Consider the following 12,981-nt stretch of genomic DNA (forward strand, 5'->3'; position numbering starts at 1 on the left):
CTTTCCGGGTCGGCTCCCACCCGGGAGCCCGCGGAGTCGGCACCGTAGGACACTCGACTCGAGGAGGCCCCATCAGCGTCGAACCACGCGTGAACGAGCAGATCCGGGCACGTGAGGTCCGACTGGTCGGCCCTGAGGGTGAGCAGGTGGGCATCGTCCCGCTGGAGCGCGCCCTGCAGCTGGCCGCGGACGTCGACCTGGACCTGGTCGAGGTTGCGCCGATGGCGCGCCCGCCGGTGTGCAAGCTCATGGACTTCGGCAAGTTCAAGTACGAGAGCGCACTCAAGGCGCGCGAAGCGCGGCGTAACCAGCAGCAGACCGTCATCAAGGAAATGAAGCTCCGGCCGAAGATCGACCCGCACGACTACGAGACCAAGAAGGGTCACGTGGTGCGGTTCCTCAAGGCGGGCGACAAGGTCAAGGTGACGATCATGTTCCGCGGTCGCGAGCAGAGCCGCCCGGAGCTGGGTTACCGGCTCCTGCGCCGGCTCGAGTCCGAGATCACGGACCTGGGATACGTCGAGGCCGCCCCGAAGCAGGACGGCCGAAACATGATCATGGTTCTCGCTCCGCACCGGGCCGTCAAGGCCTCCGCGGTCGCCGCCACGGCGTCCCGCGGTGGGCCCCGGGACCGGGCCGCGGAGGAGTCGGCAGCCCCGGCAGGTGGCGAGACCCCGGCGGCCGGCGAGACCGCAGCAGCCGGTGAGACCGGCCCGACCGCTGACACCAGCGGCCAGTAACAGGGAGAGACGTTCCACATGCCGAAGATGAAGAGCCACACGGGTACGGGCAAGCGGGTCAAGGTGACCGGTTCGGGCAAGATCGTTGCCCAGCAGGCCGGCCTCCGCCACAAGCTGGAGAAGAAGCCCTCCACCCAGACCCGCCGGCTGACCGGCACCGTCGAGCTGGCCAAGGCCGACGTGAAGCGCATCAAGAAGCTGCTCGGCCGCTGACGCGCGCCACCTGAACCGAAGAAGGAGTTGAGATGGCACGCGTCAAGCGGGCTGTGAACGCCCAGAAGAAGCGTCGTACCCTGCTGGAGACCGCGAGCGGTTACCGCGGTCAGCGCTCCCGGCTCTACCGCAAGGCCAAGGAGCAGGTGCTGCACTCGATGCAGTACGCCTACCGGGACCGTCGCGACCGCAAGGGCGACTTCCGGCAGCTCTGGATCCAGCGGATCAACGCCGGCGCCCGGGCCAACGGGATGACCTACAACCGGCTGATCCAGGGCCTGCGCCTGGCCGGCATCGAGGTCGACCGCAAGATCCTGGCCGACCTGGCCGTCAACGACGCCGCCGCGTTCGCGGCGATCGTCGAGCTGGCCCGCGCCGCCGTGGCGGCCGAGGGCACCGGTGGCGCCGCGGCCCAGGCCGCCTGACCCACCTGTACGCGGCCCAGGCCGACTGACCCACCCGTACGGCAGATCGAGGCGTCTCCCATGCAGTCACCGTCGCAGGGGAGACGCCTCGACGCCGTCTCCGGCCCGTTCACCCCGCGTACCCCGAGGGTCGTGGCGGCCCGCCGGCTGCACCGCCGGCGCGACCGCGAGCAGGCCGGCCGCTTCCTCGCCGAGGGGCCGCAGGCCGTCCGTGAGGCGCTCGCCCGCGCCGGCACGGTGGTCGAGCTGTTCGGCACCCCGACCGCGCTGGACCGGCACGCCGACCTGGCCGCCGTCGCCGCCCGCGCCGACGTGCCGGTCTCCGAGGTCACCGACGAGGCCCTCGCCGCGCTCACCGAGACGGTGGCCCCGCAGGGCCTGGTGGCGGTCTGCCGGCACCTCGACGTGCCGCTGGCCGAGGCCGTCGCGGGCGGGCCGCGCCTGGTCGCGGTGCTCGCCGGGATCCGTGACCCGGGCAACGCCGGGACGGTGCTACGGACCGCGGACGCGGCCGGCGCGGGCGCGGTGGTCTTCGCCGGCGAGGCGGTCGACCCGTACAACGGCAAGTGCGTGCGGGCGTCCGCCGGCAGCCTGTTCCACGTCGACGTGGTGCGCGCCGCCGACCCGCTCGCGGCCGTCGCGGCGCTGCGGGCCGCCGGGCTGGCGATCCTCGCCACCACCGGGTACGGCGACAGCGACCTCGACGACCTCGCCGACGCCGGCCGGCTCGCCGCGCCCACCGCGTGGTTGTTCGGCTCGGAGGCGCACGGCCTGCCCGAGGAGTTGACCGCGGTCGCCGACGCCCGGGTCCGGGTGCCGCTGCACGGGCGCGCCGAGAGTCTCAATCTGGCTGCGGCGGCGGCCGTCTGCCTGTATTCTTCGGCCAGAGCACTGCGTGCCCCCAGGGCCACGCGGCACACCGCAGGGGAGTCCACCTCGTGAGGAACGCGCCACGGCGTTCGTTTAGCCAGCCCGCCGGTGTCGGCGGGCGGCAGGTCTGACCCTTCCCCCTGCACGACTCCCACCGGCGGGCTGCGGCGAAGCCGCGCGTCCGTAGACTCGCCTGGCCGCCTGTAGTCGGGCCGGCGCCGCCCTTGAGGGAGTGCCCGTTCACCATGAGTTACCGCAACGATCCGTACGACCCGAAGCAGGTCGCCCTGCTCGACCCGGACGCCCTGGCCGGGGCCGTGGCCGACGCCGAGAAGGCGTTCGCCGCCGCCACCGACCCGGACGCGCTGACCGCGCTGCGCCCCACGCACCTGGGGGACCGGTCCCCGGTGTCGCTCGCCCGCCGGGAGATCGGCGCGCTGCCGCCGGCCGCGAAGTCCGACGCCGGCAAGCGGGTCAACGAGGCCCGCCGGGCCATCGAGTCCGCGTACGCCGCCCGTCAGGAGATCCTGGACCGCGAGCAGGCCGAGCGGGTGCTGGTCGAGGAGCGGGTCGACGTGACCCTGCCCCACGACCGCCGGCCGCGCGGCGCCCGCCACCCGCTGACCGTGCTGATGGAGCAGATCAGCGACCTGTTCATCGGCATGGGCTACGAGGTGGCCGAGGGGCCCGAGGTCGAGTTGGAGTGGACCAACTTCGACGCGCTCAACATCCCGGCCGACCATCCGGCGCGCGGGCTGATGGACACGTTCCACATCGCCCCCCAGGGGTCGGGCCTGGTGCTGCGCACCCACACCTCGCCGGTGCAGGCGCGCACCATGCTCAGCCGCAAGCCGCCGATCTACGTGGTGGTGCCCGGCCGGGTCTACCGCACCGACGAGTTGGACGCCACCCACGCGCCGGTCTTCCACCAGGTCGAGGGCCTGGTGGTGGACAAGGGCATCACCATGGCGCACCTGCGCGGCACGCTCGACCACTTCGCGCGCGCCATGTTCGGCGAGGGCGCCAAGACGCGCTGGCGTCCGCACTACTTCCCGTTCACCGAGCCGTCGGCCGAGTTCGACGTCTGGTTCCCGGAGCACCGGGACGGGCCGCAGTGGGTCGAGTGGGGCGGCTGCGGCATGGTCAACCCGCGGGTGCTGCGCGCCTGCGGGATCGACCCGGAGGTCTACTCCGGATTCGCGTTCGGCATGGGCATCGACCGGACCGTGATGGTCCGGCACGGCGTCAGCGACATGCGGGACATGGCCGAGGGCGACGTGCGGTTCACCCGCGCGTTCGGCGCCTGAGCTACGGGAACGGTGGTAGAGGAATCATGCGAGTTTCAGTCAGTTGGCTGCGGGAGTACGTGGATCTCCCCGCCGACCTGCCCGCCGGCGACCTGGAGCAGGCGCTGGTCGACCTCGGCATCGAGGTCGAGTCGATCGTGGACCTGCGGGCGACCGTCACCGGCCCGCTGGTCGTGGGCGAGGTCCTCCAGATCGAGGAGCTGACCGGTTTCAAGAAGCCGATCCGCTTCTGCCGGGTGGACGTCGGCGACGCGAACGGCACCGGCGAGCCGCAGGAGATCGTCTGCGGGGCGCGCAACTTCGCCCCCGGCGACAAGGTCGTGGTGATCCTGCCGGGCGGTGTGCTGCCGGGCAACTTCGCCATCGGCGCGCGCAAGACGTACGGGCGCAACTCCCACGGGATGATCTGCTCGGCGCGGGAGCTGGGCCTGGGCGACGACCACTCCGGCATCATCGTGCTGCCCGCGGACGTCAAGGCCCAGCCCGGCGACGACGCGCGCCCGGTCGTCGGCCTGGACGACGTGGTGGTCGAAATGGAGATCACCCCGGACCGCGGGTACGCGCTCAGCGTCCGCGGCATCGCCCGGGAGCTGTCGCACGCGCTCGGCGTGCCGTTCCGCGACCCGGCCGACGCGCCGGCGACGGGCGGGACCGCCGAGCCGGCGTACCCGGTGGAGGTCCGTGACCCGGTCGGCTGCGACCGGTTCGCGGCCCGGATGGTGCGTGGCGTCGACCCGACCGTGGCCACGCCCGGCTGGATGTCGCGGCGGCTCACCGCCGCCGGCGTGCGCAGCATCTCGCTGCCGGTCGACATCACCAACTACCTGATGCTCGAACTCGGCCAGCCGATGCACGCCTTCGACGCGGACCGGATCGCCGGGCCGCTGGTGGTGCGCCGCGCCGAGCCGGGGGAGAAGCTGACCACGCTCGACGGGGTGAGCCGCAGCCTGGTCGCCGAGGACATGGTGATCTGCGACGACAGCGGGCCGATCTCGCTGGCCGCGGTGATGGGCGGCGAGACCAGCGAGGTGCTCGCCTCCACCACGAACGTGCTGTTCGAGGCCGCGCACTGGGACCCGGCGATGGTGGGCCGCACGGCCCGGCGGCACAAGCTGTTCAGCGAGGCCGCGAAACGCTGGGAGCGGGGCGTCGACCCGACGCTGCCGCTCGTCGCGCTGGAGAAGGCGGTCCGGTTGCTCACCGACCTGGCCGGCGGCACGCCCGGCGCGGAGGTGCTCGATCTCGACCACGTCCGCCCGCCGTCGCCGGTGACGCTGCCGGTGGACCTGCCGACCCGCCGGGTGGGCGTGTCGTACCGGGCGGACCGGGTGGTGGAGCTGCTGACGCAGGTCGGCTGCGCGGTCACCCGGGGCGCCGACCGGCTCGGCGAGGACCCGGGCACGGTCGGGGTGGCCACCGGCGGCGCGGAGGTGCTGACCGTGACGCCGCCGAGCTGGCGGCCCGACCTGACCGACCCGGCCGACCTGGTCGAGGAGGTGGTCCGCCTCGACGGGTACGACCGGGTGCCGTCGGTGCTGCCCACCGCGCGGCCCGGCCGGGGTCTCACCCCGGCGCAGCAGCGCCGCCGCGCGGTGGCCCGCTCGCTCGCCGAGCGCGGCTGGGTCGAGGTGCTGGCCCAGCCGTTCGTCGCCCCGGAGCTGGCCGACCAGCTCGGCCTGCCGGCCGACGACCCGCGCCGCCCCGCGGTGCGGGTGGCCAACCCGCTGTCCGAGGAGGAGCCGCTGCTGCGCACCACGCTGCTCGGCCCGCTGCTCGGCATCGTCCGGCGCAACGTCGGCCGGGGCCAGCGGGACGTGGCGATCTACGAGATCGGCGCGGTCTTCCTGCCCCGTCCGGGCGTCGGCGCCCCGCCCGCCATGGGCGTGGACCGGCGGCCCACCGACGAGGAGTTCGCCGCCGCCGACGCGGTGGTGCCGGAGCAGCCGCGACACGTCGCGGTCGCGCTCTGCGGCGAGATCGAGCCGGCCGGCTGGTGGGGCGCGGGTCGCGCGGCAGGCTGGGCGGACGCCGTCGAGGCCGGCCGGGCGGTGCTCGCCGCCGCGGGCATCCCGGCCGACCGGGTGACCGTGCGGGCCGGTGAGTACGCCCCCTGGCACCCGGGCCGCTGCGCCGAGCTGCTCGTCGACGACACCGTGGTCGGGCACGCCGGCGAGCTGCACCCGGCCGTGGTGACGGCGCTGGAACTGCCCCGGCGCACCAGCGCCATGGAGCTGGACCTGGACGCGCTGCCCGCCGCGCCGCTGGTGGCCGGGCCGGCCATCTCCACGTTCCCGCCGGCCCTGATCGACGTGGCGTTGGTGGTGGACGAGGCGGTGCCGGCGGCCGAGGTGCGGGCGGCGCTCGTCGAGGGTGCCGGCGCGCTGCTGGAGGACGTCCGGCTCTTCGACGTCTACGCCTCGGCGCAGCTCGGTGCCGGGCGGAAGTCGTTGGCGTACAAGCTGACGTTCCGCGCCCCGGACCGCACCCTCGCCGGTGAGGAGGCGGTGGCCGCCCGGGACGCCGCCGTGGCGCTCGCCGCGCAGCGCTTCGGCGCCACCCTCCGCGGCGCCTGAGGTGTAAGGAGGGGCCCCCGCTTAACGCATTCGGTAGAGGCGGGGGCCCTTCTTAACACCCGGACATCGGCGGGACCTCCCGCCGGGCGATCACTCCTCGTCGGCGGGCAGCTCGCCGAGTTCACGCAGGCGGCGCAGGTCCCGCACGGTGATCCGCCGGTAGTCGGTGTCCACCAGCCGCTCGGCGCGCAGGTCGCGCAGCGCCTTCTGGATCGAGGTCTCGGCAGCCCCGCAGATCGTCGCCAGCTCGGGCTGGGTGAGCCGGACGTCGATGACGACTCCGTCCGGGCTCCGGCGGCCGTGCGTGCGGCACAGCTCGGCGATCACCCTGGCCACCCGGATCCTCACCGCGTACGAGCTGAAGTCGATGCGGCGGCGGTTGGACCAGCGCAGCCGGTCCGCGACCATCGCCGCGAGTTCGAGCGCGGCCTCGGGGTGCTCCCTGAGGAAGCGGGTGAAACGGTCCCTCGGGACGACGCTGTAGCGCGTCGGGCCGCAGGTGGTGATCGTGGCCGAGCGTGGCTGGTCGTTGAGGGCGGACATCTCGCCGACCAGGTCGCCGCCGACCCGCAGCGAGAGCAGCGCCGACCGGCCGTCGGGGAGGCTCGCCGTCACCTTGGTCAGCCCCTCCTCCAGCAGCACCAGGTGCGACTCCCGAGCGCCCTCGTGGATGAGAATCTGCCCGGCCGGCACCTGACGCCGGACGCCGAGGTCGAGCACGATCGCGCGGGTGTCGGGCCGCAGCCGTTGCAGGAAGGTGCCGTACGGCCACTGGACGTCCGGGGGCGCACCTCGACGCATCGACAACCTCACTCTCGTCTTTCCGCGAAGGCGGTCGAAGCGTAGCCGAAACTGAGCGGAGCGCGACGCCCGGCGCAGCAGGGCGACGGCCCCGGCGTACACCGCCACCAGGGCCAGCACCTGCGCCGGCTGCCAGCCTGCGGCGAGGAGCAGTTCGCTGAGGACCTCGACCATGTCCCCAGTGCAACGCGGATCCGGCCGCCGGATCCCGGACGGAGAGGGGAAGACCGGTTTCGGACGGTCCGGCGGATGCCGTACTTCTACGGGGTGCGGCCCGGATGAGCCCGGTTCGATGTTCCTTGTGGTCCCGCCGGTGTCGGCGGGCGGGTGACGAAGGGGCGACACGTCGATGCACCATCCCGAGCGACGACTGTTGATCAGTGTGGACATGGAGCGGTACAGCCGCCGCAGCAACCTCCAGCAGTACGAGGCGCAGCAGGAGTTCCGGCGTCTGCTGCACGAGGCGGCTGCCGCGGTCGGCCTGGACCGGACGTCCTGGCGAACCCAGCAGGCCGGAGACGGCGAGCTGGCGATCCTGCCCCGGGACGCCCCGGAGGCGCGCGTGATCGGCCGGTTCGTGCCGGAACTCAGCCGACGGTTGCGGGTGTACAACAGCAGCCGCGTCCCGGCGGCGCGGATCCGCCTGCGGATGGCCGTACACCAGGGGATCGTGCACCTCGACGGCGCGAACGGCTTCCCCGGCACCGCCGTGGTGCGTGTCTGCCGACTCTGTGACGCCGATCCGGTGCGGCGTGCTCTGGCGGACTTCCCGGGCGCGGGTGTGGCTCTCGTCGTCTCCAGCGACATCTACCAGGACGTCGTCTGCGAGTACCCGGAGGAGTTGCGGCCCGAACGGTTCCGCCAGGTTCGGGTCAGCCATCCCGGTAAGGACTTCGAGGAGGATGCCTGGCTCCACGTGGTCGACGAAGACATGTCGTCGGCGTCGCCGGAGGGCGGGGGACCGACGGCGCCGGCCGGTGACACCGAGCGGGCCCCGAGCGCCGCTCCGGCTCCCGCCCCGCGCGTCGCCGCACCCGGCAGCTCCGGAATCCACATCGGCAGCCTCCGGGTCGACGGACAGAACGCCGTCGGCACGAACGCGACCGCGATCGGATCCGTCGGCCGCGACGCCACCATCGGTCGGGACGGTGGTGACCGGTGACCGGGTTCGCGCCGCGGCCGGAGGTGGACGCCATGCCGGCGCCGGTCGCACCGGCCGGTCAGGAGCCTGCCGAGGAGCATGCGCTGCTCGTCACGGCGGATGGAGGGCCCGGGGAGGAGCCGACGGAGGACGACCAGGGCGGTGTGGAGGACGTCGAGGACGATTCCCCGCTCGATCCCGGCGAGGTGCTCGACCGATTGTCTGCGCTGCTCGGCACCGCGGCCGGCGTCGAGGTCGGGGAGATGCGCGTCCGGGGGCAGAACGCGACCGGGGCCGGAGCCACCGCCATCGGCACGATGAACGTCACGATGGCCGGCGCCGTCGGCGGCCGGACCTGGTCCGAGACGCTGAGCGGGACGGTCGTCCGCCGGTCCGCCGACGGCTACGCGCCCGCGCCCAGCGACCAGCAGCTCGATCGACGGCTGAAGCAGGTGGCCCTGGTCTGCCTCTCCGGGCCGGAGGGCGCCGGCCGGCACACGGCGGCGCGTCTGGCCGCCGCTCGGCGGCACGGCTACGACCGCGTGGGACTGGTCGACGTGGAGGGTCCCCAGGACCTGATCCAGGCGGCCGGAGCCCTGCGTGCCGGTCACGGCTACGTGCTGCCCCTGAGCGATCGGGCGGTTCGGGAGCTGGACGGTATGACGTTGGTCGGTGCGGCGAACCGGGTCGAGACGGCGGGCTGCACGATGGTGCTCGTCGGCGACTTCCGGTCGCGGATCCGCGAGTTCACTGACCAGCTCGTCGAACACCGCCCCCCGGCGGCGGTGGATGTCTTCCGCGCCCAACTACGCCGGCAGTTGCGCGGCCGGTGCGTCGGCTGGTGCGGCGACGGTTGCGCCGGTGGGTGCGTCGACAGCTATGTCGAGGAGGAGTGCGCCGGACATCCCCTGCTGATCGGCTATCTGGGTGGTGACCCGGGCCCGGGTGAGGTGGTCCGGGTGGTGGAGTCGATCGCCCGGAACCCGGTGAGCGGCACGGACCTCACCCAGCAGTTGGAGCGCCTGCTGCCCCGGCAGGTGCGCGAACGGGCGGCGCGGATCCTCGACTGTGTCGACGCGGGGCGGGACCCGTCGGGGAGCTGGACCGCCGACGAGCGGCGCGCCTTCCGGCTGTCCTGCGCGGTGCTGGCCGGTCAGCCGGTGTCGGAGGTCCACCAGGCGGCCCGGCTGCTGACTCCGCCCGGGTTCGACGAGCCGGGACGGGTGTCCTCGGCGCGGACCTCGGCTGCGCTCGACGAGCTGCTGGGGCCGGAGCTGCGCCAGGCCGCGCGGGTGCTCGACGACGACCGGATCGCGGGTGGGCGGCGGGTGGAGTTCACCCCCGGCAACGACGCGCTGCGGGCCAGCCTGCTGGAGGTCGCCTGGCAGGACTGGTTCCTGCCGGGGCAGCTCCTGGGGTGGTGGGTCGAGCTCGCCCGCGGTGACCTGCCGGGGGTACGGCAGGCTGCGGCGGGTGCGATCGGCTGGTCGGCGGGGCACGCCGTGCGTTCCGCGCTGGAGGCCGTGGACCAGTTGGCCCGGGAACGTCGCGCGGGCGTACGCCAGGCGGCTGCCATCGCCCTGGTCGCCATGGCGATGCAACCGTCGCTGCGGCAGCGGATCCGCACCGAGTTGGACCGCTGGGCCGAGAGCGGTGCCGCGCACCGGCGCGACACCGTGGCCCGGGCGTACGCCCTCGGCCTGGCTCGCCTCTGGCCCGACACGGCGCTGCTCCAGCTACGGCAGGTCGCCGAGGCCCGGATGCAGCGGTGGCAGAACTCCGTGGTTCGCGGACTGGTGGAGGTCTACGACGCGGGCCACGCGCCGGCCGTGCTGGCCGCGCTCGCGGAGTGGGCCGCCTCGGCCGACCCCGAGGTACGCCTGCACGCGGGGCGGGCGTTGCGGACCCTCGCCGACCGCTGGTCGCCCGTCCCCCGGGAGCACTGGCCGGAACTGCTGGACCTGGTGCGGAGCGGCACGCTCCGACTGCCGGACCTGGCCACGTGTTGGGCCGCCGCGCTCTCCCTTCCCGGGACCGCGTTCCGTGCCTGGCGGACGCTCGGGTTCTGGCTCAACCGCGCGGACGGACATCCGGAGGTGGCGGCGTACTGCCTGGAGCTGCTCCGGGCGGTCGTGGCCGGCCACGAACCGCTCCGGCGTCGCCTCGACCATCAGCTGCGGCACGTCTGGCGGCCCGTGATGCGCGGCAACCCCCTGCTCGACGACATTCGACGACTCACCGACGAGGAACAGCGATGAGCACTCACCCCACCGCCCGTCCGGCCACCCGGCCGTCCGTTCCCGACCAGCCGGAGCGCCGCCGCTGGTGGCACGCGATCTTCCCACCCACCACCTCGCCCCTGATCACCGCGCCGCCGGTGCCGGTGGCCCCGGTCACCGTGTCGTACCGGCAGGAGGTGCCGCAGCCCGTCCTGGTGCCGGCGAGGGGCGACGCCTTCGACTTCCGGCTGAACCCGGTGTTCGTCTGGACTGCCCAGCACATGACGTCCGAGCATCTGCGGTTACGGGCGGACAGCTACCTGACCTGGGCCGGCGGCATTCTCCGGGAGGAGGCGGTCGGCCTCTCCCGGCAACACGAGCCCCATCGATCCCACGAACTGGAGCAGGCGTTGAACACGCGCCTGACGGGTCGACGCTGGCCCCGCGAGGGGACGGCGCCCTCCTTCACCGTCCAGGTACGGGTCAGTCCCGACGAACGGGTGCGGGAACGGCTGCGGCCGTACTGGGAGGACCGGATCCGGTTGGAGTGCGACCACGAACTGCAGAAGATCCGGGCTCGGCAGGCCGACGAGCTGACCCGGCGGTGGTGTGCGGTGCTCCAGAACCTGGAGGACGACCCGGTGACGGCGCACGCCGCCCGGCTCACCGGGGAACAGTTCGCCGAGGTGTTCCGCCGCTACGTGGCGGAGCGCCGGGAGACCGTGCCGGAGCTGGTGGACCTGCTCCGTGAGGCGGTCCGGGGGCACAACGACCTGGACCTGGGGCCGTCGGAGTACACCCAGGCGTGGGACACGGCCCTGCGCACGTTCCAGCAGCAGCACGGGCTCGCCGAGCACCGTCGCTGACCCTGAGCCGGCGCGGCCCTTCCCGACAGGTCCCCGGGAAGGGCCGTCGTCGTCTCAGGCGGTGTACGGGAGGGTGAGCTGCGACCCGTCGCCGACGGCGAGGGTGGACGGGGCGGCGCCGATGGCGTTCCACACCTCCACCCGTACGCTGCCGCCCCGCAGGTCGCCGAGGGTGCCGGTGGCCGTCGCCAGTCCCCGGTCCTGGGTGTAGTCCTCCCAGCCGGTGAGCGGATCCGTGGCGTAGTAGTGGTACGTCTCCACCCGGTCCCAGGTGCCGTCCCCGGTCAGGTCGTAGGAGACCCGGAGCTGGGTGCCGTTGCCGACCGCGGTGCCGGCGTCGACGAGGAGACGGAACGAGGTGGTGCCGCCGGTCCACCGCGCGGTCAGGTTGTCCGCCCGGTAGACCCGTGGCGTGTGCGGGGTGCCGACCCAGGCGCCGTCCGCCGCCGTGATCGTGGCCCGGGCGGTGTCCGCCGGACGCTGCCGGAGCAGGTCAGGTTCGCCGAGGTAGAGCTGCGGTCCGAACGGGCTCGTCGTCGGGTCCGGCGACGGGCTGTCGGACGCCGACGGGGTGGGGTCCGGCGTGGTCGGCGTCGGGCTCGGGCCGCCGCCGGGGCCGAACGGGCTCAGGTCGATGCGCGCGGCGCGCGGGTCGCCGTCGTGCACCAGCGACTCCTGGTTGAGCACGTCGTCGAAGGCGAAGCCGTACGCCTTCCCGTCGACCATGTTGGCGTGCACGATGCGGGAGTAGTGGTTGGTGAGCGTGCCCCGGTAGAAGTCGGCCGGGCCGCCGGAGGGCTGCACGTCGCGGACGCCCAGCGTGGAGCGGTGCAGCGCGGCGCAGAGCGTCCGGGCGATCGGGCCGACGACGAGGTCGTTCGGGGCGGCGAGCGCGCCGTCGCAGTCCCACACGTCGGAGCTGGTGGGCCTGGTGAAGCTGGCGACCCGCTGGCCCGCGCCGTCGGTGAACGTCATGACGTCGCCGCTGGTGCGCCCGGTGTACCTGATCCCGGGCTGGTCGAGGAAGGGCGTCACGGTCAGCGCCCGGGTGGCGTACGCCGACCAGGCCGAGGCGATGTACGGGTCGAGGTAGCCGGCGTCGAGCTGGCCGGCGTCGGCGGCCTTGCCGGGGGAGAGCACCCGTAGCACGGTGCCGTCGGCCCGGGTCTGCACCGTGCCGTCCCAGCCGGTCTCGGCGCGGATCGCGTCGATGACCTGGTTCCGGCCGTCGTCGACGAGTCGGCCGGTCTCCCGGGACGCGCCGTCGGCGCCGGTCACACCGACCACGTGCGGGATGGCGAACATGTCGACCTGTGAGCTGTTGAGCCAGAGCCCGGCGTCGTTGTAGGTGAACTCGGACCAGTCGAACAGGACGTCCCGGTTGGGGTCACCGGCTGCCCAGGGCGCGGGCTGGACGAGGCCGTCCGGGGTGAGGCGGAACGTCAGTTTCGCGCCGAACGCGAAGTAGACCCGACCGGAGATGTGGCGGGGGACCTTGAGCGTGGTGGCGCCGCCGTTGGCCGGGCCGGGGATGGCCACGTCGGGGGCGGGGGTCGGTGGCAGGCCGCCGGCCGGCCAGGGGGTGAACGTGCCGGCGGCGTCGACGTGACCGAGCCGGCCGGAGGTGAGGTCGGTGCCGAGCACGTAGAGCCAGGTGGCGTCGGCCCGACCGGTGTGGTTGGTGACGGTGAGGGGCAGCAGGTTCGGGCCGGTGGCCCGGGCCAGCGAGGCGGCCGCGACGACCGAGCCGGCGGTGGTGACCAGGAGCGCGAGCAGGGCGCGCAGGATTTTCGTACGGGTGGGCAAGGACGACTCCGAGGGTGGTG

Annotated in this window: 11 protein-coding genes; 9 read left to right on the forward strand and 2 right to left on the reverse strand. The window is 73.7% G+C overall.

The window, feature by feature from the left end; all coding sequences use genetic code 11:
- Window positions 1–89: 89 nt before the first annotated feature.
- From infC to pheT, 6 genes are all read left to right on the forward strand, one after another.
- On the forward strand, window positions 90–740 hold the full coding sequence (infC, locus tag C8054_RS23180; protein WP_091263828.1) for a translation initiation factor IF-3: 651 nt from the start codon (window positions 90–92) through the stop codon (window positions 738–740).
- An 18-nt stretch (window positions 741–758) separates the two neighbouring features.
- Window positions 759–953: a 50S ribosomal protein L35 gene (gene rpmI / locus C8054_RS23185; RefSeq protein WP_107160101.1), complete on the forward strand. Its 195-nt coding sequence runs from the start codon at window positions 759–761 to the stop codon at window positions 951–953.
- Window positions 954–985: 32 nt separating this feature from the next.
- Window positions 986–1,378 carry a 50S ribosomal protein L20 gene (gene rplT, locus C8054_RS23190; RefSeq protein WP_030335718.1) on the forward strand — a complete coding sequence of 131 codons (393 nt, stop codon included), beginning with the start codon at window positions 986–988 and terminating at the stop codon, window positions 1,376–1,378.
- A 60-nt stretch (window positions 1,379–1,438) separates the two neighbouring features.
- A complete protein-coding gene (locus C8054_RS23195; protein ID WP_107160103.1) occupies window positions 1,439–2,320 on the forward strand; it encodes an RNA methyltransferase in 882 nt (293 codons plus the stop codon).
- Window positions 2,321–2,493: 173 nt separating this feature from the next.
- Window positions 2,494–3,555 (forward strand): phenylalanine--tRNA ligase subunit alpha, encoded by a 1,062-nt coding sequence (gene pheS / locus C8054_RS23200; RefSeq protein ID WP_107160105.1) that lies wholly within the window; start codon window positions 2,494–2,496, stop codon window positions 3,553–3,555.
- A gap of 26 nt (window positions 3,556–3,581) precedes the next feature.
- Window positions 3,582–6,128 carry a phenylalanine--tRNA ligase subunit beta gene (gene pheT / locus C8054_RS23205; RefSeq protein ID WP_107160107.1) on the forward strand — a complete coding sequence of 849 codons (2,547 nt, stop codon included), beginning with the start codon at window positions 3,582–3,584 and terminating at the stop codon, window positions 6,126–6,128.
- 90 nt (window positions 6,129–6,218) lie between these two features.
- Here the strand turns inward: pheT and C8054_RS23210 are convergent, their stop codons facing one another.
- Window positions 6,219–7,103, reverse strand: a complete 885-nt coding sequence (locus tag C8054_RS23210) for a Crp/Fnr family transcriptional regulator (RefSeq protein WP_233220064.1) — start codon at window positions 7,101–7,103, stop codon at window positions 6,219–6,221.
- Between the two features lie 175 nt (window positions 7,104–7,278).
- On the opposite strand from C8054_RS23210, the gene C8054_RS23215 reads away from it, so the two are divergent.
- From C8054_RS23215 to C8054_RS23225, 3 genes are read left to right on the forward strand one after another with little or no spacing between them, the layout of a single operon-like run.
- On the forward strand, window positions 7,279–8,091 hold the full coding sequence (locus C8054_RS23215) for a hypothetical protein (protein ID WP_107160109.1): 813 nt from the start codon (window positions 7,279–7,281) through the stop codon (window positions 8,089–8,091).
- Window positions 8,088–10,328: a hypothetical protein gene (locus C8054_RS23220; RefSeq protein ID WP_107160111.1), complete on the forward strand. Its 2,241-nt coding sequence runs from the start codon at window positions 8,088–8,090 to the stop codon at window positions 10,326–10,328. The genes C8054_RS23215 and C8054_RS23220 overlap by 4 nt, the downstream gene beginning before the upstream one ends.
- A complete protein-coding gene (locus C8054_RS23225; RefSeq protein ID WP_233220066.1) occupies window positions 10,325–11,155 on the forward strand; it encodes a hypothetical protein in 831 nt (276 codons plus the stop codon). The genes C8054_RS23220 and C8054_RS23225 overlap by 4 nt, the downstream gene beginning before the upstream one ends.
- A gap of 54 nt (window positions 11,156–11,209) precedes the next feature.
- On the opposite strand, the gene C8054_RS23230 is transcribed toward C8054_RS23225, so the two are convergent.
- The gene (locus tag C8054_RS23230; RefSeq protein ID WP_107160113.1) at window positions 11,210–12,961 is read right to left on the reverse strand and encodes a beta-1,3-glucanase family protein; all 1,752 of its coding nucleotides are present in this window, start codon (window positions 12,959–12,961) and stop codon (window positions 11,210–11,212) included.
- Window positions 12,962–12,981 lie beyond the last annotated feature (20 nt).

Source organism: Micromonospora sp. RP3T (assembly GCF_003027925.1).
Taxonomy (GTDB): Bacteria; Actinomycetota; Actinomycetes; order Mycobacteriales; family Micromonosporaceae; genus Micromonospora.

What these genes read in the sequence shown, in the direction of transcription:
- C8054_RS23215 (WP_107160109.1), top strand. Translation starts at nt 7,279, where the DNA reads ATGCACCATCCCGAGCGACGACTGTTGATCAGTGTGGACATGGAGCGG.
- rpmI (WP_107160101.1), top strand. Translation starts at nt 759, where the DNA reads ATGCCGAAGATGAAGAGCCACACGGGTACGGGCAAGCGGGTCAAGGTG.
- C8054_RS23195 (WP_107160103.1), top strand. Translation starts at nt 1,439, where the DNA reads ATGCAGTCACCGTCGCAGGGGAGACGCCTCGACGCCGTCTCCGGCCCG.
- pheT (WP_107160107.1), top strand. Translation starts at nt 3,582, where the DNA reads ATGCGAGTTTCAGTCAGTTGGCTGCGGGAGTACGTGGATCTCCCCGCC.
- C8054_RS23210 (WP_233220064.1), bottom strand. Translation starts at nt 7,103, where the DNA reads ATGGTCGAGGTCCTCAGCGAACTGCTCCTCGCCGCAGGCTGGCAGCCG.
- C8054_RS23225 (WP_233220066.1), top strand. Translation starts at nt 10,325, where the DNA reads ATGAGCACTCACCCCACCGCCCGTCCGGCCACCCGGCCGTCCGTTCCC.
- pheS (WP_107160105.1), top strand. Translation starts at nt 2,494, where the DNA reads ATGAGTTACCGCAACGATCCGTACGACCCGAAGCAGGTCGCCCTGCTC.
- rplT (WP_030335718.1), top strand. Translation starts at nt 986, where the DNA reads ATGGCACGCGTCAAGCGGGCTGTGAACGCCCAGAAGAAGCGTCGTACC.